This is a genomic window from Marinobacter sp. MBR-105, assembly GCF_053628895.1.
In genome coordinates, this window is record NZ_JBRJHG010000002.1 from 349,273 (window position 1) to 368,348 (window position 19,076).

The following is a 19,076-nucleotide window of genomic DNA, read 5'->3' on the forward strand; positions in this document are numbered from 1 at the left end:
TTTTAGGCCTTTCGTCAGTTGGCCCCGATGGCAGTACCAGGCGGCCCGGACTCCGGTACAGAGCATAGGGAGGGCTTATGTCAGCAAAACGGACGGCCATGACCTCGGTCGATCGCTCCTGGTTACGCATGGATACCCCGGAAAATCCCATGATGATTTCCGCGGTACTGGCCTTTGAACAACCCATTCCACTCAAGCGACTCAAGCGCACCCTGGAAGAACGTTTCCTGAAATTCCGGCGCTTTCGGCAACGCATCGTTGACAAAGGTGACAAGGTCTACTGGGAAGACGACCCCCTGTTCGATCTGGACAACCACCTGCACACCATCGCTCTGCCGGGAAACGCCGGCAAGCGAGAGCTTCAGGCCCTGGCCAGTGATTTCAACAGCACCGCTCTCGATTTCCGCCGGCCACTCTGGCAAATACACTACATCGACAACTATGAGAACGGCTGCGCCCTGTTAATCAGGATTCACCACTGTATTGCCGATGGCATTTCACTGGTGCGGGTACTGCTTTCCCTGACCGATCGCACTCCTGAACCCAAGCTCGAGCGCGTTGCACACCCAAAGCTAACCGCAAAACCCAACGGCACACCCGCCAGCCGGTTCCTGCACCGGATTGTGGACAGCACTCAGGCGGCCTGGGGACAAGCCAACCTGTTCGTTGATTCCATCCGCAAAGAGCCTGACTACCCGCTGAAGCTGGCCACCACTGCCGGCGGTATTGTTATGGACCTGGCCAAGCTGGGGCTCGCCCCCTTCGAGCCGAAAACCAGCCTGAAAAGCCCACTGCTGGGCCGCAAACAGGTGGCCTGGGCCGAACCTCTTGAACTGGAAACCGTGAAACAGTGCGCCAGGACACTGGGCGGGACCGTCAACGACGTTTTACTGTGTGCCGCCACCGGTGCACTGAGCCGGCATTTTACGGAGCACGGCCAGAGTATTCCGGACTGCGGCATTCGGGTTGCCGTTCCTTTCAACCTGAGGCCACTGGACCAGCCCATCGAAACCCTCGGCAATCAGTTTGGCCTGGTGCTGGTGTGCCTGCCTGTTGAGGTAACGGATCCGATCATGTGTTTCCGCCAGGTTCAGGAAAACATGAACCGGCTCAAACGGTCATATCAGGCCCAGGTAACCTATAGCCTGCTGGACCTGTTTGGCCGCGGCCCGGACATTCTCGAACGCCGGGCACTGGACCTGCTCAGCAACAAGGCCTCAGCAGTTCTGACCAACGTTCCCGGACCACGCCATGCGGTTTACCTGGCGGGCAGCAAACTGATTCAACCCATGTTCTGGGTCCCCCAGAGCGGCAACATCGGTATAGGCATGAGCATTTTCAGTTACGCCGGCACGGTACAGTTCGGCATAACCGTCGACAAAGGCATCAAAGCCGACCCGGGCGAGGTGATGAATTATTTCCGTGACAGCTTCGAGAACCTGCATCAGGCTGCACTCGCGAAAGCTGGCGCCGGCGGTTTCCGCCAGGCCTCCTAGGCTCACCAACGCCAGGCGTAGGTACAAATAGTAACGCCGTTACACAAAGAAGCCTTGAAGTCTGGCAATCCGGACACATATACTGAAGGAACAAGGGGACGACTTGGCTTCGACGCCGGTGACGAACCCTTGGGTGCATGCCGAGATGGCAGCGAATCTCGTAAATCCAAAGCTGCAACGTAATAGTCGCAAACGACGAAAACTACGCACTGGCGGCGTAAGCCGTTCCAGTCGTCCTGGCTGAGGCGCCTATAACTCAGTAGCAACATCCCAGGACGTCATCGCTTATAGGCTGCTCCGTTCACCAGAGCTCACTGGTGTTCGGCTAAGATTAAAGAGCTCGCCTCTTGCACCCTGACCTTCGGGTCGCTTGAGGTTAAATCAATAGAAGGACACTAAGCATGTAGACCTCAAGGCCTAGTGCTGGCGGACGCGGGTTCAATTCCCGCCGTCTCCACCACCTTGCAAGAGAAAAGCCCCTGATTTCAGGGGCTTTTTTCGTTTCTCTCCCACTAAAAAGAAAAGGGATGTCCACCAAAAGAAAAAGTGTGCTTCGAAAGCTGTGGGATTCAAACTGCTAGCCAGAGTCTATCTCAGCAATAACTATCCCGGTCGGCCCTTTATATGCGGGTGATTAATCCGTTTCAATTCGTTCTGCCTGGCCGGTTTGCTCCAGGGCCGCAGGTGATCTTATGGGTTCTACCAGAAGTGGTTGCCGGATTCGGGTTTTGAGTAAGTCCTGGAATGGGTCTGTGTTGGTCAGGTTTGGGTCCAGCCACATGTCGAAGTCTTCCCGATTGAGCATGAGCGGTATGCTTTTCGAGTGGATATGACTGAACCTGGGGTGTGGTGGCAGGGTGATGATAGTGAACGACGGTACCACTTCTTCCTGGAAGTCCCACAGCTCATACAGGCCGGCAAAGGCTATGGCGCTGTCGGCCGGGTGGATGTTGTAGCCCTGTTTGTGGCCTTTCTCGCCTGTCCATTCATGGAAGCCGCTGGCCGGTATGATGGCGCGCTGACTGTGAAACCGCTTCTTCCAGAGTGGGCTGGTGCCCAGGCTGCCCGATCGGGCGTTGAAGGTGCTGTACTTTGGCGAGGGGCGGTAACCGGTGCCGTCTGGTTTGCGCTCTATGAGCAGTGACCAGATGGCGTCCTGCAGGATGCGGCCCTGGAGGGTTTCGTAGACGATTTGGGCTTTGGCTCCGGGGGCGATGTTAACGCGGGGCTCTATCCGGAGCGGTATGCCGAGTTCGTCCAGGAGGCCTTGGACTATGGGGTCGTCGGATACGTTGAATCGGCCGCACATACCCCTCCCAAGTGTGTACGAAACCCACTGAACTACTTTTTCTTTTTGTATTTTACAGTCAGCTTATTATCGATAGGATGCTTGGCGATCTCATAATCTGGGTTGAAGGTAGCTACATTATGAGCAGCCATGCCAACCGCAGAGGCAACACCAAGCACGCCGGTAATGCCTCCAAAAAAGCTAGCGCCAGCTGCAGCTACCCGGCCATATGTGTAGATTCGACAACGCAGTCCCTGGGATTCAATCAATTGCTCGACTTTCGTAGCAGCTTCTGTCAGCCGACCACCGCAACCAGTGACCTCAAAACTCTCCTTTTTCTTGATCAGTTCGTTTGTGGCCGCGACCATAGAATCATCAAAGCTAACCCTTTCCATCACTCAATCCTGTAATTAGATGTGTAGCTAATTAGTACTTTATATCTAGGAATTGGGTCAACCGCGCTTTTGTGAAGGAATGAAACAGAAGTGTCAACAAGGTGTCGAACCGCCAAAGGTTGCGTATGGGCTTTAACAGCCTTAGATTTCAATAACCAACTGATTATTAAGGCTTTACGTCCTTCCCTCATTGCCTCAAATAGCTCTGCAGCCTCGTACAGGCCATATCCCGATAGGCTCGGCTTTTGGGGTCGTTGTCTTTTTGATACTGCGTTCTCCAAAAATTGCAGTTTTCACGGGCTCCGGCAATAGCGGCCTGTTTTTGCTGTGCCTGCTGCTCTCTCCACTTCCGGTCTGCAGCCAGTTGACGCTCCCTTTCTTTACGCGCCTGGATCTCCTGGGGCGTAGGTGGCGGTGGCGTTGTTATCTGAGGAAACTCGATTTTAGGGCCGCTGGACATTCTGCGCTCAAACTCATCACCAAGGGCGTCCATAAAGACGAAGAAGACGAGCCACCCGATGATGGTCACGATGACCCAGGAGACAATATTGGCAACCAGAACCGCAGAGAACATTTTAAACCAGGACATTTTTCACTCCTTTGAATCGGTACTGGAAAGACTACCCAAAGCTATCGTTAGCTAGCAACTGAGCTTCGACTTTCGTTCGCTAAAAACAGGGATCTTTTTTTGGCCCTTTTTTTAGGTCTATTTTTTGGTATACTTTTTTTGTGCCTACAAAACTTCGAGCAGCACGACCAACCAAGAAGCCGCAAAATCACTATGAAATACAAAGCGGCCAAAACCCAAACCTAGGGATAACGGCACAGGGGAATGTTTAATGAGAAGCCTATTTGCAAGGCTTGCGGCCACCATTTCGGAGCTGAAGGCTAATCCAAATGAGGTGCTCAACCAGGCTAATGGCGAACCGATTGTGATCCTGAGTCACAACAAGCCAAGAGCCTATATGGTGCCTGTCGAGACATTCGAACAGATGCAAGAGCAGCTTGAGGATTACCGGTTACTCCAGGAGGCTCGCAAGCGTATGGATGACGAATCAATACCGGTGAGCATCAATGAGCTACGAGCTGGAATTCAAGAAAAAAGCGCTCAAGGAGTGGAACAAGCTTAACCCTACTGTCCAGGCAGAGTTTCTGAACATTCTGGAACGCCGCCTGGAGAATCCGAGGATTCCGAAGCATCAACTTAAGGGATCTTCGGATTTCTACAAAATCAAACTGAGATCCCAGGGCTTTCGCCTGGTCTACCACGTAGACGATGGGAAAGTGGTTGTCACTGTGATCACAGTTGGCCGTAGAGATACCGTTTACAAGTCCTTCTAGGTGTCCACAAAGTGTCAACGTAACTGCGGTTTTGAGTGGTTATGTGTGGAACGCCATTTTTGTAAGTGACTGTTTTATGGGCTATTGTGGTTTTCTGTGGGCGTAAAAACAGGTGCGGCATCGGGTTCAATTCCCGCCGTCTCCACCAAATTTAGGTTTCTCCGGAATACCCCAGAACCCAAAACCTCCTCAAAAGCCCCGCCAGTCGGGGCTTTTCTCGTTTTAGCCGTCCAAATTATTCCAACGAGTTCCACTGGAATCCGCATATCGTTGTGGGTAAATTTGTGGGTAAAGATCGGGCCTACCCACACTGGCCCACTTCCATACCCACAATGAAAGCAGGCAGCTATGAGCAGAGCGGCCAACAAGCTAACCAACACCGCAATCAAGAACGCCACGACGGAGGGCAAGGCACAGCGCAAGCTTGCAGACGGTGGAGGGCTGACCCTGGTGGTGAAGCCAGAATCGAAAGTGTGGTGGCTCCGGTATCGTTACGACGGAAAGGAGAGAACCCTCACCCTCGGGGCATACCCACAAACCTCACTCAAGGAAGCCAGGGCCAAGCGCGACGAAGCAAAGCAACTGCTGGCTGAAGGGATCGACCCCGTTACCCACAGGGCTACCCACAAAACCAAGCGGGTAGAAGCCACCGCCAACACCTTCAAGGCCGTGGCAACCGAATGGCTGAAGGAAGTACACCAGAAAGCCGTGGTAGAGGAACACTACAACCGGAACGTTCGCCGCCTGGAGCAACACGCCTTCCCCAAGCTGGGCCGTCGCCCCATCAGTGAGATAGAGCCCTCTGACATCCTGGAGCCATTGCGTGATATTGCAAAAACGGGCCGGAGAGAAACAGCAAAACGGGTAAAAACCCTGATTGGCCAAGTATTCCGCTACACAGTCAGCACCGGCCGCGCGCAGCGAGATATGACCGCAGACATACGCGGCATCCTCCCCGCTTCAGAAACAAAACACCACGCCGCTGTAGTGAAGCCAGACGAAATAGCCGACCTTCTCAAGCGAATCGATACCTACTGGGGAACACCAACCGTTTGCATGGCGCTGGAGCTATCGCCCCTACTGTTCCTTAGGCCCGGCGAGCTTCGCACCATGAAGTGGGAGCAAATCGATTGGGATGATGCCACCTGGACAACCGAGCGCACCAAAAACGGAGAGCCATTGGTAGTGCCTCTCGCACGCCAGTCCATCGAGCTGCTGAGTCAGATCCAGGAAGTTAATGGCAAGTGGGAGTGGGTGTTTCCTGGCGGTCATAGCAAGACCAAGCCCATGAGCAACAACGCGATCAGAACGGCCCTGACCCGGCTGGAGCTGCACGGCATCATGTCTGCCCACGGATTCAGGGCCATGGCCCGAACCGTTCTTACCGAACGTCTGGGCTTCAGAGCATGAGGAACTGCCGAATCTGAAGTGTGAAGTAAAGCAGATCGAATTTCCCCGCTTCGACTCAGACGGTAATCACTCAGAACCATGGCGAGGTAACGCGATATTCCGCACGCTGTTTTCACTCACAGACGGCACACACGCCGGGTACGAGCGCATCCTAGATGAGAAAGTACAGCGGAGCCCCGACGACAAGCCCAACGACAAATACGTCACCAAAGGCTCAACAACAGCCGGAGCCGCCACACCGATAAGCTACCAGCCCCACGACCTGGCCTCGCTTAAAGGCGAGGTGATCGTTTGCGCTGGCCTGGCTGATGGATACCGATTGAATGAGGCAACCGGCCTGCCCGTAATCTGCGGAGTCGGTGAAGCGAACATCCCCGGCAACGTGGCGCTACTGCAAAATCACTATCCAGCATTGGTGCCAATAGCAGCCGTGGATAACGACAAAGCGGGAAAGTTGGATGGCGAAAAATCCGGCTGCACCTGGACCTGCCCGAAGTCTGCGAAAGACTGGAGTGATGTATACCAGCAATCAGGACGCGAGGCCGTGCTGGCGGAATATCAGGAAGGCATGACCGTGCCGGTAAAACCCGAACTGGAGACCCGAGAAGAAGCCGACGATGAACGCAAGGCTCAGTCCGATCTGATTGTTGAATTCGTCCTGGCCTCCAATGATCTATTCCACGATGAAAACGATGTAGCCTATGCGCAGAACATGGATTCTGGTGAAGTGTGGCCGCTGGCGGGAAAAGCCTTTCGTCACTGGCTGACCGCAGCTTTCTATGGGCAAACGAAAAAGGCAGTCCGGGATCAGTCCCTGCGTGAAGCAAGGATGACGCTGGAGGGTATAGCGATGCAGGATTGCCGCCCGGTTTATATTCGAGTCGCCAGCATTGAGGGCTGGCACTGGATCGACCTTGCTGAGCCCGGCAGGAATGATGCTATCTGCCTGATGCCCGGAAAATGGGCAATCTATAGCGCTCCGGTGATGTTTTCACGCTCCGAGAGTGCACAGGCGCTTCCGCGACCAATACCCGGCGGCAACATTGACCTGCTGTGGAGCATTGCCAACATCGTGCCGGATCAGCGGATCCTGGTGATTGCCTGGCTAGTAGAATGCCTGCGGACAGACACCCCCTTTCCAATCCTGGAAATGTTTGGCGAACAAGGCTGTGCGAAGTCTACCACCCAGACCGCGCTCCGCCGGCTGATTGACCCAAACGCCGCCGACCTGCGGGCAGTCCCGAAATCTGCCGAAGACCTTTATGTGACCGGCGGAACCAACCACGTGATCAGCATTGAGAACGTCAGTCACCTGCCTGCACCGATTCAGGATGCGCTGTGCGTGATAGCAACTGGCGGAGGGTTCGCCGAAGGGGCTTGGTGATGCCATGCGGCGGGCTGCGCCTGCACTCCGCCAGCTAGGTATTGAATGCCGGTGCCTTGGCAAGATCGGTTCAACGGTCAAATGGCGTATCGGTCAGAGAAAGTCTTTAGAACAAAGTCGTCAATGTCTTGAAATCGTGCATGGATCCGGAGATCAGCACGACTTTACGACTTCTACGACTTCAGATCAGTCAGTTTCTTTAAGTGAAAGCCAGAACTCCAACCGGTCTGCCGACGAACGGAGAGTGTTCTGATGAGCGCCCTTGCCTATCTGCACGAGCATGGCCTTCAAGCGGAGAGCCTGCCCGGTGATCGAATCGCAGTCTGGCCAGGAGAAGCCATCACCCCCGCCCTCGAACGCTGGATTGCCGAACATAAGCCAGAGATCGTTTCCGAGCTTCGCAAATCCGCAGCCCCGGCAGAAAAGAAAAACCAGAACCCTCACGCCATTTTGCTGAAAATGGCCGAGCAACTACAGGCCAGCCCCGCAATCCTGCGAGCCCTGCTGGACTCGGACGATATGCAAGACATAGCCGAAGGGGTAATCAGCCGGGCTCACCTGCTGGCGTACTTCCGCCAGATGTATACCCCTTAACCTTGCCTAACCCCACCAACTGACGTAAAACAACCCTATATCGAGTGGTTAGCAAGCAATACACCCCGGTATTGCCCGCAACGCTCCGGAACAATCAAAGGCACGAACCGACACAGCCTGTCGCTCCGTGCCTTTACGCTTTATCAGAGAACGAAAGCAGTAACTTCTCATAGGGAACAGCCGAGCAATGAACAACACGGAACAGCAATTCCTCAAAGCCCTGGACGACAAACTCTGGAAAGCCGCCGACAAGCTCCGCGCCAACCTGGATGCCGCCAACTACAAGCATGTGGTACTGGGCCTGATCTTCCTGAAGTACGTCTCCGATGCCTTCGAGGAGCGTCAGGAAGAATTGCTGGAACGGTTCAAGGATCAGAACGACGACATCTACTACCTGCCGCCGGAAGACTACGACGGCCACGAGGACTACCAGCAAGCCCTGCTGGAAGAACTGGAAATACTGGATTACTACCGCGAAGCCAACGTGTTCTGGGTACCCAAGCCCGCTCGCTGGAGCACCCTGAAAGAGAAAGCCGTGCTGCCCGTGGGCACTGTGCTCTGGCAGGACGATGCCGGTAACGATGTGAAGCTGCGCTCCGTGTCCTGGCTGATCGACAACGCCCTGGAAGAAATCGAGAAAAGTAACGCCAAGCTCAAGGGCATCCTCAACCGCATCAGCCAGTACCAGTTGGACAACGACAAGCTGCTGGGCCTGATCAACACCTTCTCCGACACCTCCTTCACCCGGCCGGTATTCGAGGGCGAGAAGCTGAGCCTGCACAGCAAAGACATTCTCGGCCATGTGTACGAATACTTCCTGGGCCAGTTCGCCCTTGCCGAAGGTAAGCAGGGCGGCCAGTATTACACCCCCAAGAGCATCGTCACCCTGATTGTCGAAATGCTGCAGCCCTACTCCGGCCGCGTATACGACCCGGCCATGGGCTCCGGCGGCTTCTTTGTCTCCAGCGACAAGTTCATCGAAGAACACGCCAGCGAACAGCACTACGACGCTGGCGAGCAGAAGAAGCACATCTCCGTGTACGGCCAGGAATCCAACCCCACCACCTGGCGCCTGGCCGCCATGAACATGGCCATCCGGGGCATCGACTTCAACTTCGGCAAGAAGAACGCCGACACCTTCCTGGACGACCAGCACCCGGACCTGCGCGCCGACTTCGTGATGGCCAACCCACCGTTCAACATCAAGGACTGGTGGAGCGAATCCCTGGCCGACGACGTGCGCTGGAAGTACGGCACCCCACCCAAAGGCAACGCCAACTTCGGCTGGATGCAGCACATGCTCCACCACCTGGCACCCACCGGCAGCATGGCCCTGCTGCTGGCCAACGGCTCCATGAGTTCCAACACCAACAACGAAGGCGAAATCCGCAAGCGCCTGGTGGAGGAAGACCTGGTGGAATGCATGGTCGCCCTGCCCGGCCAGCTGTTTACCAACACCCAGATCCCGGCCTGTATCTGGTTCCTGACCAAAGACAAAGCCAACGGCATGGTACGCAACGAGAAGAAGCGAGACCGCCGGGAAGAGTTCCTGTTCATCGACGCCCGCAACCTGGGCTTTATGCGGGATCGTGTGCTGCGGGACTTCACCAACGACGACGTCGCCAAGATCGCCGACACCTTCCATGCCTGGCAGCGTGGGGAAGGCTACGAGGATGTCGCCGGTTTCTGCAAATCCGCCAGCCTGGATGAGATCAAGAAGCATGACTTTGTGCTGACGCCGGGGCGCTATGTGGGGGCTCAGGAGCAGGAAGACGATGGCGAGCCCTTTGCCGAGAAGATGGCGCGGTTGACTGGGCAGTTGCGGGAGCAGTTTGCTGAGAGTGATCGGCTGGAGGCTGAGATCAAGCGGAATCTCGGAGGGCTCGGGTATGAACTCTGAGCGTCCTCTGCAAATGAGGTCATCGCTATGAGTCGCTACGACATTACCGGCAGCGAGGGCGAGTACGAGCCGGGCTCCGACAACAAAGTGTTGCGTAATCTCCCAGGAATTACCGACCCGGAAGAAATGAACATAGTAGAGACAGACCTGCTTGAAGACCTCTACCTGCAGGTATTCGACAACTTCCCGGAAGAGCTCACCTTCGAAACGCTCTGCCAGTGGCATCGTGCCTGGCTGGGTAATGTGTATAGCTGGGCAGGCCAGAGTCGTACCGTTGATATGTCCAAGCCTAACATTCGGTTTGCATCACCAGTACAGATTCCAAAGCTGGCTGAGAAATTCGAAGCGCGATATCTGCCGCGCTTTGCTGAGCTACCCGAAATGACTGACGAAGAGCTGGTCGCTTTCCTCGCCGAAGTGCATGTGGAGTTCATCCTGATTCACCCTTTTCGGGAGGGCAACGGGCGGATATCGCGGTTACTACTGGATGTAATGGCCGCGAAAGCGGGTGCCGAGCCGCTCGACTACAGCCTTTGGGATGAACACAAGGACTTCTACTTTAAAGCCATTCAGGCGGGGCGGGACGGTGATTATCAACACGTTGAACGCCTGATCCGGGACGTTCTGGGGGCGCAGCAGTGAGCCGGACTATCGTGAATCAGGAAGCCAACGCTAACTTTCTTGTGCGGCGCGAGCGAGACTTCAGACGCTTCTCAATGACCTCGGTTCTCTCACCGGTCTCGATGGCGCTTGAGCTGGCGACGGCTCGCAAGATGCTGGCGCGGGACACCGATACCTTACCTGAACTTTTTTTACGGACCATGGGACGACTCCGGAACGAAATGACTAGAGAAATTATAACACTTAGCAGGCACACAGTCCCGTCAGTATTCGGGAGGGCGTTTACCTGGCAATTGGACACGAAGGCCACCTTATCCAGTAAGTCAGCAATGATATCTAGTAAGCTGACTCCATTATCTAGTAACCAGGCTATGACGAGGCGGCAGGGTCTATTTTCAAATAACTGGAGCTTGGAGACTGAGATCAAGCGGAATCTTGGGGGGCTGGGGTATGAGCTCTGATTGGCCAAGAGTCCGACTGGGTGATCATATTGATTCTTGCTTGGGCAAGATGTTGGACAAGAAAAAGAATAAGGGGATACAGCAGCCCTATCTTGGGAACAGCAATGTCCGCTGGGGAGAGTTCGACCTTTCCGACCTGGCTCAGATGAAGTTTGAGGAAAGTGAACACGAAAGATACGGCATTACTCATGGTGATTTGATCGTCTGCGAAGGAGGAGAGCCAGGACGATGTGCTATCTGGAAAGCAGAGCTCCCGGATATGAAAATCCAGAAGGCCTTACACCGTATCAGAACAAAATCTTCGCTAAATAATAGATATCTCTATTACTGGTTTTACCATGCAGGAAAACATGGCCTGCTTGAGCCGTACTTCACTGGTACCACGATCAAGCACCTGACCGGAAGGGCTCTTAACAATCTTGAAATCCCTTTGCCCCCTCTATCCCACCAAGAGTTTATGGCTGAAGTTCTGGGGAGTCTGGATGACAAGATCCAACTCAACCACCAAACCAACCAAACCCTCGAACAAATGGCCCAGGCCATCTTCAAAAGCTGGTTTGTCGATTTCGAGCCGGTCAAAGCCAAGATCGCCGCACTGGAAGCCGGCGGCAGCGAGGAAGACGCCCTGCTCGCCGCCATGCAGGCCATTTCCGGCAAAGACGAAACAGAGCTAACCCGCCTCCAGGCCGAACAGCCCGAGCAATACGCCGAGCTCCGCGCCACCGCCGAGCTGTTTCCGTCGGCGATGCAGGATAGTGAGTTGGGGGAGATTCCGGAGGGGTGGTACGTAACCCAAATAGGCGATGAGGTTACCGTCGTCGGTGGTGGCACTCCATCCACCAAAAACCCAGACTTCTGGGAAAACGGTGAGATCAACTGGACTTCCCCGAAAGACCTATCAAACCTCGCAGACAAGGTTCTCGTCGAAACTGAGCGCAAAGTAACTGAAGCAGGTCTTGCGAAGATTAGTTCTGGTCTATTACCAGTCGATACCGTGCTGATGTCATCGCGGGCGCCCGTTGGCTATCTGGCACTGGCCAAGATTCCAGTAGCAGTAAACCAAGGCTATATTGCGATGAAATGCGAAAAGGCATTGAGCCCCGAGTTCGTCATTCAGTGGTGCGCAGCTCACATGGACGAAATCAAAAGCCGGGCCAGCGGGACCACCTTCGCAGAGATTAGTAAAAAGAACTTCAAAATCATCCCGGTCGTGATGCCGACAGAATCACTGATCTCGATTTACTCGAAACAAGCATCATCGCTCTACGAAGCCATTGAGAATAACGTCCGGGAGTCGGACACCCTCGCAAAACTGCGGGATTCCTTGCTGCCCAAACTCCTCTCTGGCGAACTCTCCGTATCCGACGTAGAGAGCCATATTGCGGACGAGGCGGAGCCAGCCAATGTTTAAGATCAACCCCACCGCCAACCGCATCAACCCCCTGGAAGTAAAACGCTTCACTGACCTCGGCTTCACCGAGCGCAAGCACCTGCAGGAATGGCTGGAAAACTACCCACAGGCACTAGCCCAGGGCGACGGCGAAGAACTGCTGATTATCCAGAAGGAATTCGACGGTTTAGACGACACCCGCGAACGGCTGGATCTGTTGGCTATCGACAAAGACGGCAACCTGGTCATCATCGAAAACAAACTCGATGACAGCGGTCGAGATGTGGTGTGGCAGGCCCTCAAGTACGCCAGCTACTGCGCCAACCTGAAAAAGCAGCAGGTGGTAGAGATCTTCCAGCGCTACCTGAACCAGAAAGCCCAGAACGAGGGCTCCGAGCCGGCGGATGCCGAAAGCGTGTTGCTGGAGTTCCTGCAGGCCGATGATCTGCAATCCGTGCAGCTCAATACCCTGAAAAGCCAGCGCCTGATCCTGGTGGCCGCCCACTACCGTAAGGAAGTCACCAATACGGTGCTTTGGCTGAGCCAGTTCGGCGTGAACTGCCAGTGTTTCAAGGTCACGCCCTACCAGGCCGGTGCCGAGCTGTTCCTGAACGTGGAGCAGATTATCCCCACGCCGGAAGCCTCGGACTTTATGATTGGCATGATGGCCAAGGAGGCCGAGGAAAAAAGCGCCAGTAATGAACAGAGGCAAAGTCACCGGCTGCGGCTGGCGTTCTGGGAGCAGGCGCTGGAGGCGTTCAGTCAAAGCAGCTGTAGCCTATACAACAACATCAGCCCGGGTAAGGATCACTGGCTGGCGGCTGGTTCGGGCATTTCCGGCATGACGTTCAACGTGATTTTTGGCAAGAGCGAAGTCCGCGTAGAGTTTTCTATGGCGAGGGCACAGCCAGAGGCAAACCAATTCGTGTTTGACCGCCTGGCTGCTCAGAAAGAAAAGATTGAGGCCGAGTTTGGCCATGCGCTGGTCTGGTCGCCGCTCCCCGGCCGCAAAGCCTGTCGTGTTCAGTTTGGCAAGCCGGTAGATGGGTACGACAAGGCCAACTGGCCCGAGATGATTCAATGGCTGGTAGAGCACATGAGTCGGCTGGAAAGATCGCTGGGCGGGCCGCTGGACAAAGTTCGGCAGGAGCTCAGAACCACAAACTTCAGTAAAGAGCCAGGCGCAGGGCACGATGCATAAGCTGTTGGCTATACTGACCGGTTTGCAAACAACGACAAGGAACTGTCATGACTGAACAACAGGTACGAATCTTCACTTCAACCGACGGCCAGGCGCAGCTGGAAGTGGCACTGGAGCAGGAAACCGTCTGGCTCAGCCAAGTCCAGATGGCGGAGCTGTTTGGCAAAGACGTGCGCACCGTCAACGAGCACGTGGGCAATGTGTTCCAGGAGGGGGAACTAGAGAAAGAACCAACTATCCGGAAATTCCGGATAGTTCGCCAGGAGGGCAAGCGCCAGGTTCAGCGGGACATTGATCACTACAATCTGGACATGATCATCTCTGTCGGCTACCGAGTGAAATCCCAGCGTGGCGTACAATTCCGTAAATGGGCCACCCAGGTTCTCAAAGACCACCTCGTTGAGGGCTACACCCTCAACCAGCGCCGCTTGGCCGAGCGCGGCATCGAGTTCGAGCAGGCCGTTGATCTGCTCAGCCGCACCCTCACCAATCAAGGCCTGGTATCCAACGAAGGCGAAGCCGTCGCCCGGGTGATCAGCGATTACGCCCGCTCATGGAGCCTGCTGCAGGGCTACGACGAGCAACAGCTGGCCGAGGTCGGCATCAAGCAGCCGGATATGCAGCCGCTGGAGCTGGACGAGGCACTGAAAGCCATTGGAGAACTCAAGCAAACGCTCATGGCCAAGGGCGAGGCCACCGAGCTGTTCGGCCAGTTACGGGGTAACGGCCTGGCTTCTGCGTTGGCCACTATCGAGCAGGGCTTTGGGGATGAACTCTTTTATCCGAACGTGGCTACCCGTGCCGCTCACCTGCTCTACTTCGTGATCAAGAACCACCCGCTGGCCGATGGCAACAAGCGCTGTGGCTCGTTTCTGTTTTTGTGGTACCTGCGCCGCAACGCCGCTTTGCTGGCGCGGCCGGTAGAACAACTGATTAATGACAACACCCTGGTGGCCTTGGCCCTGCTGGTGGCGGAAAGCCTGCCGGATCAGAAAACCCTGATGATCCGGCTGATTGAGCATTTCCTGCTGCTGAAGGAGCCCATTGGGGAATAAGGATTGTTTTATGACGGAAGATCAGCTGGAACAACAATGCCTGGAATGGTTCGCCGAAGGCGGCTGGGAAATCGCCCACGGGCCTGACCTGGCACCGGAGGGCGAAGCCCCGGAACGGGCTGATTACCGGCAGGTATTGTTGCTGGCGGATCTTGAGGCGGCTATTCACCGCATCAACCCTCACCTGCCCCAGAGCGCCGTTGAACAGGCTGTGGCGGTCGTCCGCAAACCCGAAAGCCTGGACGTGGTGATCAGCAACCGGGCCTTTCACCGCCTGTTGCTGGACGGTGTGCCGGTGGAGTACAAGCTGCCCAGAGCGAACGATAAAGAGCACGATAAGGTAGTTCACGACCAGGCCTTTCTGGTGGATTTTAGCGACCTGACCGCCAACCGCTTCCGGGCCATCAACCAGTTCACTCTCGAAGGCTCCAAACAGCTCCGCCGGCCGGACGTGGTCTGTTTTATCAACGGCCTGCCCCTGGCGGTACTGGAGCTGAAAAGCCCCGGCGCCGAGAACGTGAACATCTGGGATGCCTACAACCAGATCCAGACTTACAAAGACGAATGCTCCGATCTGTTTGCCTACAACGAAGCGGCCATCATCAGCGACGGCTATCTGGCCCGTGTGGGTTCCCTAACCGCCAGCCAGGAACGCTACATGCCCTGGCGCACCATCAAGCATGAGGACGACAAGCCCCTGCTGGAGTGGCAGCTGGAAACCATGGTGCGAGGCTTCTTCGACCGGGAGCTGTTTCTGGATTACATCCGCTACTTCGTGATCTTCGAGACGGACTCCGACAAGCTGATCAAGAAGATTGCCGGCTACCACCAGTTCCACGCGGTGCGTGAGGCGGTTCGTGCAACTGTGATTGCCGCTCGGGATATGAGCGGCGATGGTATCCGCGAGAAGCGCGCCACCTACGGCGACGAGGTTCTGCCCGGCAGCAAGAAAGCCGGCGTGGTGTGGCACACCCAGGGCTCGGGCAAGAGTATTTCCATGTGCTGTTACGCCGGCAAGCTGCTGCAACAGCCGGAGATGAACAACCCCACGCTGATTGTCGTCACCGACCGCAACGATCTGGACGGCCAGCTTTTCGCGACCTTCAGCGCGGCCCGGGAATTGTTGAAACAGGAACCGGTGCAGGCCGACGACCGGGATACGCTACGGCGCCTGCTGTCTGAGCGGGAATCCGGCGGCATTATCTTCACCACGGTACAGAAGTTCGCCCTGCTGAACGATGAATCTGGCCACCCGGTTCTGAACGACCGCCACAACATCGTGGTGATCTCAGACGAAGCCCACCGCAGTCAGTACGGCCTGAAAGCCACCCTCAAGAAAGACGGCACCTACAAGTTTGGCTACGCCCGCCACATGCGCGATGCCCTGCCTAATGCCTCGTTCATCGGCTTTACCGGCACCCCCATCGAGAGCGAAGACAAAGACACCCGGGCCGTGTTCGGCGATTACGTGTCCATCTACGACATCCAGGATGCCGTGGACGACGGCGCGACCGTGCCCATCTTCTACGAATCCCGCCTGGCCAAGCTGGACATCAACCGCGAGCAGATCGAGGAACTGTCTGACCAGGTGGAGGAAGTGGTTGAGGACGACGAAGACGTTGGCAGCCGCGAAAAAACCAAGGGCGAGTGGAGCCGGCTGGAGAAGCTGGTGGGTGCCGGCCCGCGCCTGAAGCAGGTGGCGGAAGACCTGGTAAATCACTTTGAAACCCGCTCCAGCACCATCGATGGCAAGGCCATGATTGTGGCCATGAGCCGGGAGATCGCGGTGCACCTGTATAACGAGATTATCGCCCTGCGCCCGGAGTGGCACGACGACGATCCAGAGAAAGGCGCTATCAAGATTGTGATGACCGGCTCCGCCTCTGACCGGGCCTTGCTGCAGCCGCACATCCACAACAAACAGACCAAGAAGCGCTTTGAGAAACGCTTCAAGGACATCAACGACCCGCTCAGACTGGTGATCGTTCGGGATATGTGGCTGACCGGTTTCGACGCGCCTTGCTGTCACACCATGTATGTGGACAAGCCCATGAAGGGCCACAACCTGATGCAGGCCATTGCCCGGGTAAACCGCGTGTTCAAGGACAAACCCGGCGGGCTGGTGGTGGACTACATCGGCATCGCCAACGAGCTCAAGCAGGCCCTGAAAACCTACACCGACGCCAAGGGCAAGGGCTCCCCCACCCACAGCGCCGAAGAAGCCTACGCCATCCTGCTGGAGAAGCTGGACATCATCCACGGCATGTTTGCGCCCGGCCCCAAAGGTAAGGGATTCAGCTACAGCGGATTCGAGACCGAGCCCCACAAGTATCTGGTGCCCACCGCCAACTACGTGCTCAGCCTGGAAGACGGCAAGAAGCGCTTCCTGGATACCGTGCTGGCCATGAACAAGGCCTTCTCCTTGTGCGCCACCCTGGACGAAGCCCAGGCACTGCAGAAGGAGGTAGCGTTCCTGTCTCAGGTGAAGACGGCCATTACCAAGTTCACCAGTGTGGACAAAAAGCTGACCGAGGAAGAGAAGAACACCGCCCTGAAGCAGATCCTGGACAACGCGCTGGTGGCCGAAGGGGTTACCGATGTCTTCGCCCTGTGCGGCCTGGACAAGCCCAACATCGGCCTGCTCTCTGACGAGTTCCTGGAAGACGTTCGGCAAATGCCCTACAAGAACTTCGCCGTGGAACTGCTGGAAAAGCTGCTCAAAGACGACATCAAGGCCAAGACCCGCAACAACGTAGTACAGGAGAAGAAGTACGCCGACCGCCTGCAGGAGACGCTGCGCAAGTACAACAACCGGGGCATCGAGACAGCCCAGGTGATCGAAGAGCTGATCGCCATGGCCAAGCAGTTCCAGGCTGAAATGGAGCGGGATGCCGCCCTCGGTCTGAACCCGGACGAAGTGGCCTTCTACGACGCCCTGGCCAGCAATGAAAGCGCCGTGCGGGAGCTGGGCGACGAGATCCTGAAGAAGATCGCCGTGGAGATCACCGACAAGCTGCGCAAATCCACCACCGTGGACTGGCAGGTACGGGAGAGCGTGCGGGCCAAGCTTAGGATTCTGGTGCGGCGGACGTTGCAGCGGTACAAGTACCCGCCAGACAAGGCGCCAGCGGCGATTGAGTTGATTATGGAGCAGGCGGAAGCCTTATCTAACCACTGGACAAGGTGAGTAATGAATTACTATACCGAGGGATTCGAACGTAAGGTGAAACGCGGAATCGAGATCACTGCCGTCCCCTAGATCTGCCCGGCAGGGTTCTGGACGATTGGGTACGGCCACCTCTGCGACGCCGCATGAACCAGAGATTCAACTGAATCAAATCCCGGGCTGCAACTCCACCTGCACCTCTCGCGATTTGCCGGCCCGTTCCACGGACAAGACCACCACATCGCCGACCTTCCTGTCGTCGAGCCAGGCGAGCAGGTTGGCCACATCGTCGATCGCCGTGCCGTCGATGCGAACGATGCGGTCGCCGGGCACGATGCCTTGCGGGGTAATCTCGACCCCAGCGAGCCCGGCTTTGTGTGCTGCAGAGCCGGGGGTGACACGCAGCACGAACACGCCCTTGTTTCCGGTCAGTGCAAGCAGGCGCTGATTGAGCTGTTCGTCCACCTCGATGCCAAGCGCCGGGCGGATGTACTTGCCGGACTTGATGAGTTGCGGCACTACCCGCATGACGGTGTCCACCGGCACTGCAAAACCGATCCCGGCCGAGGCGCCGGAGGGGCTGTAGATCGCCGTGTTGATGCCGATAAGCCGCCCGGCCGAATCGAGCAGGGGGCCGCCCGAGTTGCCGGGGTTAATGGCGGCGTCGGTCTGGATCAGGTGATCAATAGCCGGGCCGCCCGCTTCTCCCGGTAACGAGCGGTCGAGCGCGGAGACGATGCCGGTGGTGAGCGTCCAGTCCAGGCCAAAGGGGTTGCCGATAGCAAACACTTTCTGTCCCACCTTGAGGTCGGCGCTGGTGCCGACCGGCACTGCAGGCGGGCGTTTGAAGCCGACGCCGATCTTGAGTACGGCGATGTCGTGTGCTGGGCTAGCCCCCACCAGTGCGGCCCGGTAGTCGCGGCCATCGGCGAGTTTGACGGTGGCTTCGGACGCGCCCTGGATAACATGGAAGTTGGTGACGACGTGGCCGGCGTCGTCCCAGATGAAGCCCGATCCCGTGCCACGGGGCACGGAGAAGACATTGCGCGTCCAGACGTCGCGCACCAGCTGCGCGGTGGTGATGTAGACCACCGAGGCGCGTGATTTCTCGAACAGTTCGATGGTGGCCTGTTCGTCTGCGGCCAGATCGCCACGCGGCGTGACGGTGCGCTCAGCGGCTTCGCGCGGGCTGAACCAGGCTTCGATGGCGGGCAGGAACTGCCAGAACAGCATGAGTGCGGCAACGCACGTAGTGATGAAGAGCCACCGCCGGACGAATTGATCCGGAGCTGGGCGTTGTGGGTAAGGATCGGGGTAAGCCATGACGGGGGTTCCTTTCGAGTGATTTAGCGCCAAAGGCCGCTCAGGCCCCGG

Annotated in this window: 17 protein-coding genes and 1 other RNA gene; 13 read left to right on the forward strand and 5 right to left on the reverse strand. The window is 56.6% G+C overall.

Annotated elements, in window-relative coordinates; translation table 11 throughout:
* The first annotated feature begins 77 nt into the window (after nucleotides 1-77).
* Nucleotides 78-1,496, forward strand: coding sequence for a WS/DGAT/MGAT family O-acyltransferase (locus ACSSVV_RS04585; protein ID WP_454105646.1), 1,419 nt, complete (start codon nucleotides 78-80; stop codon nucleotides 1,494-1,496).
* A gap of 94 nt (nucleotides 1,497-1,590) precedes the next feature.
* Nucleotides 1,591-1,956: a transfer-messenger RNA gene (gene ssrA, locus ACSSVV_RS04590) on the forward strand.
* 174 nt (nucleotides 1,957-2,130) lie between these two features.
* Here ssrA and ACSSVV_RS04595 read toward each other — a convergent pair.
* The 3 genes from ACSSVV_RS04595 to ACSSVV_RS04605 form a co-directional block, all read right to left on the reverse strand.
* Complete coding sequence (locus ACSSVV_RS04595) at nucleotides 2,131-2,805, reverse strand: SOS response-associated peptidase (RefSeq protein ID WP_011786784.1); 675 nt, start codon at nucleotides 2,803-2,805, stop codon at nucleotides 2,131-2,133.
* Nucleotides 2,806-2,837: 32 nt separating this feature from the next.
* Complete coding sequence (locus tag ACSSVV_RS04600) at nucleotides 2,838-3,179, reverse strand: hypothetical protein (protein WP_022993037.1); 342 nt, start codon at nucleotides 3,177-3,179, stop codon at nucleotides 2,838-2,840.
* Nucleotides 3,180-3,366: 187 nt separating this feature from the next.
* Nucleotides 3,367-3,768, reverse strand: a complete 402-nt coding sequence (locus ACSSVV_RS04605; protein WP_022993038.1) for a hypothetical protein — start codon at nucleotides 3,766-3,768, stop codon at nucleotides 3,367-3,369.
* Between the two features lie 250 nt (nucleotides 3,769-4,018).
* Here ACSSVV_RS04605 and ACSSVV_RS04610 point away from each other — a divergent pair, with 250 nt between their 5' ends.
* The 7 genes from ACSSVV_RS04610 to ACSSVV_RS04640 all read left to right on the forward strand — a co-directional run bounded on the left by ACSSVV_RS04610 (nucleotide 4,019) and on the right by ACSSVV_RS04640 (nucleotide 10,450).
* Entirely contained in the window at nucleotides 4,019-4,309 is a 291-nt protein-coding gene (locus ACSSVV_RS04610) for a type II toxin-antitoxin system Phd/YefM family antitoxin (protein WP_011786787.1), read from the forward strand.
* Entirely contained in the window at nucleotides 4,254-4,520 is a 267-nt protein-coding gene (locus tag ACSSVV_RS04615; protein ID WP_011786788.1) for a type II toxin-antitoxin system RelE family toxin, read from the forward strand. The genes ACSSVV_RS04610 and ACSSVV_RS04615 overlap by 56 nt, the downstream gene beginning before the upstream one ends.
* A gap of 348 nt (nucleotides 4,521-4,868) precedes the next feature.
* The gene (locus tag ACSSVV_RS04620) at nucleotides 4,869-5,930 is read left to right on the forward strand and encodes a tyrosine-type recombinase/integrase (RefSeq protein ID WP_011786789.1); all 1,062 of its coding nucleotides are present in this window, start codon (nucleotides 4,869-4,871) and stop codon (nucleotides 5,928-5,930) included.
* 319 nt (nucleotides 5,931-6,249) lie between these two features.
* Nucleotides 6,250-7,314, forward strand: a complete 1,065-nt coding sequence (locus ACSSVV_RS04625) for a hypothetical protein (RefSeq protein WP_022993039.1) — start codon at nucleotides 6,250-6,252, stop codon at nucleotides 7,312-7,314.
* Nucleotides 7,315-7,566: 252 nt separating this feature from the next.
* Nucleotides 7,567-7,908: a hypothetical protein gene (locus ACSSVV_RS04630; protein WP_011786791.1), complete on the forward strand. Its 342-nt coding sequence runs from the start codon at nucleotides 7,567-7,569 to the stop codon at nucleotides 7,906-7,908.
* A gap of 187 nt (nucleotides 7,909-8,095) precedes the next feature.
* Nucleotides 8,096-9,808, forward strand: coding sequence for a class I SAM-dependent DNA methyltransferase (locus tag ACSSVV_RS04635; protein ID WP_011786792.1), 1,713 nt, complete (start codon nucleotides 8,096-8,098; stop codon nucleotides 9,806-9,808).
* 27 nt (nucleotides 9,809-9,835) lie between these two features.
* Nucleotides 9,836-10,450: a Fic/DOC family protein gene (locus ACSSVV_RS04640; protein ID WP_454105647.1), complete on the forward strand. Its 615-nt coding sequence runs from the start codon at nucleotides 9,836-9,838 to the stop codon at nucleotides 10,448-10,450.
* Between the two features lie 16 nt (nucleotides 10,451-10,466).
* Here ACSSVV_RS04640 and ACSSVV_RS04645 read toward each other — a convergent pair whose 3' ends face one another.
* Nucleotides 10,467-10,631 carry a hypothetical protein gene (locus tag ACSSVV_RS04645; RefSeq protein ID WP_198324790.1) on the reverse strand — a complete coding sequence of 55 codons (165 nt, stop codon included), beginning with the start codon at nucleotides 10,629-10,631 and terminating at the stop codon, nucleotides 10,467-10,469.
* Nucleotides 10,632-10,879: 248 nt separating this feature from the next.
* Here ACSSVV_RS04645 and ACSSVV_RS04650 point away from each other — a divergent pair, with 248 nt between their 5' ends.
* The 4 genes from ACSSVV_RS04650 to ACSSVV_RS04665 are packed head-to-tail and all read left to right on the forward strand — an operon-like array spanning nucleotide 10,880 to nucleotide 17,723.
* Nucleotides 10,880-12,301 (forward strand): restriction endonuclease subunit S, encoded by a 1,422-nt coding sequence (locus tag ACSSVV_RS04650; protein ID WP_454105648.1) that lies wholly within the window; start codon nucleotides 10,880-10,882, stop codon nucleotides 12,299-12,301.
* On the forward strand, nucleotides 12,294-13,481 hold the full coding sequence (locus ACSSVV_RS04655; RefSeq protein WP_454105649.1) for a DUF4268 domain-containing protein: 1,188 nt from the start codon (nucleotides 12,294-12,296) through the stop codon (nucleotides 13,479-13,481). The genes ACSSVV_RS04650 and ACSSVV_RS04655 overlap by 8 nt, the downstream gene beginning before the upstream one ends.
* 47 nt (nucleotides 13,482-13,528) lie before the next feature.
* On the forward strand, nucleotides 13,529-14,536 hold the full coding sequence (rhuM, locus tag ACSSVV_RS04660; RefSeq protein ID WP_454105650.1) for a RhuM family protein: 1,008 nt from the start codon (nucleotides 13,529-13,531) through the stop codon (nucleotides 14,534-14,536).
* A gap of 10 nt (nucleotides 14,537-14,546) precedes the next feature.
* Nucleotides 14,547-17,723: a type I restriction endonuclease subunit R gene (locus tag ACSSVV_RS04665; RefSeq protein WP_454105651.1), complete on the forward strand. Its 3,177-nt coding sequence runs from the start codon at nucleotides 14,547-14,549 to the stop codon at nucleotides 17,721-17,723.
* Between the two features lie 147 nt (nucleotides 17,724-17,870).
* On the opposite strand, the gene ACSSVV_RS04670 is transcribed toward ACSSVV_RS04665, so the two are convergent.
* Nucleotides 17,871-19,025, reverse strand: a complete 1,155-nt coding sequence (locus tag ACSSVV_RS04670) for a S1C family serine protease (RefSeq protein WP_011786799.1) — start codon at nucleotides 19,023-19,025, stop codon at nucleotides 17,871-17,873.
* Nucleotides 19,026-19,076: the final 51 nt, after the last annotated feature.